The following is a 1,327-nucleotide window of genomic DNA, read 5'->3' as shown; positions in this document are numbered from 1 at the left end:
TGGGACGGCGCACGGCCCACGAACGCTCCCGGCAGCACCGACTGACACCACTCCCCGCGGGCCAGGCCGCGACAGGCGACGTTCACCCCGTCGCGTGCCGACCTCGCCGGCGCCCTGGAGAGCGAAGCAACCTGAACGGCGCGAGCAGCCAACCTGACCGTCTGCCGTAGATGCTGCAGCTGCTGCGGCATGTGTCTGCCAGAGTCAAAGCACCTGCTAGATGGCGAAGTTGCCATGCCATTAGGGATCAATGGAGGCACATCATGTCGGAGCCCGGATCGGTCCTCGGAAGCGCCCTGTGGCCGTCAGCATCTACCGCTCTACCTGACGTCCGCACTTCTGCGGCCCGTAGTAGTTCCACCACCATCAAACGTGGCCCGACCGCACCGCCGCGCCCGCACAACGGGCCTCCACCCCCCAGTCCTACTCCAGGCCCCGAACAACGGCGGCACCACAGCCGGTAGTGCTGGGTTCTCGTACCGGGGTGCGGTGTGCATGCGCCCGGCGGGACCGGATAGCGTGCCCGGCTATGGCAGATGTGTCCTGGGCAGATGCCCTCAGCGCAGCCTCAGCAGCCGGCGGTCTCATCACGGCGGGGATCGCCCTCCTGATCTCCCGCACAGCCAACAAAGCCGCCCACGAGTCCAACCGGGCCGCAGAGCGGGCGAACGCTACTGCCGACTCGGTGGCGGAGGTCGAACGGGAGCGCTGGCACCACGAGATGACCCCGCAGTTCGACATCACGATCACACGCCGTGGAGCAGGCAGCGAACAGGCAAACCTGCTGCTGACGTTCGAGGGACCGCCCGCCCTGGAGCGCCTCGACTCGGTAGAGATCGAGATCCGCAACGACGGATATACCCACGGCGTAGGCCTTTCCGGCACAGAAGAGCGGGAGAACGCCGCGACCATCTGGGGACCGTACCGCTTCTGTCCGGGCATCGACCGCGCGACCAGCGACGGGCGCCTGTCCCCTGCCGTCCCACTGGAGCTGGGCGACTGGTTGAAGCGGGCGGTGGAGCCCTCCTTCCCTCCGTCCTGGGTCGACCGAGCATCTTGGCGTGACCGATATGAGGGCGCTCCGGTCCGGCTCTGGGTTCGGTGCCATCGCGAGGGGTACCAGCCGTGGACGCTCACATACAACGTCATCGTCGCCGACCCTCGATAGCCCCCGAAGAGCGTCGCCGCAGCGAAGCAGCGTAAGTCGCAGCGAAAGCAGCGCTACGAAGCACCCGCATTCACCGGAGCGGCCCCGGCATATCTCGATCGAAGTTTTCAACCTTGCTCGGTAAGGTCCGGTGAGGAGAACGTGGCATGTGTTGCTGAC

The 1,327-nt window shown here is 66.6% G+C and carries 1 protein-coding gene; it reads left to right on the top strand.

Features of this window, described 5'->3' with window-relative positions; all coding sequences use genetic code 11:
- Window positions 1-529 precede the first annotated feature (529 nt).
- Window positions 530-1,168, top strand: coding sequence for a hypothetical protein (locus ACWEBX_RS40880; RefSeq protein WP_451889745.1), 639 nt, complete (start codon window positions 530-532; stop codon window positions 1,166-1,168).
- Window positions 1,169-1,327: the final 159 nt, after the last annotated feature.

This window comes from Streptomyces sp. NPDC005070 (genome assembly GCF_053600395.1).
This window is presented reverse-complemented; position numbering and strand designations above follow the sequence as displayed.

What these genes read in the sequence shown, in the direction of transcription:
- ACWEBX_RS40880 (WP_451889745.1), top strand. Translation starts at nt 530, where the DNA reads ATGGCAGATGTGTCCTGGGCAGATGCCCTCAGCGCAGCCTCAGCAGCC.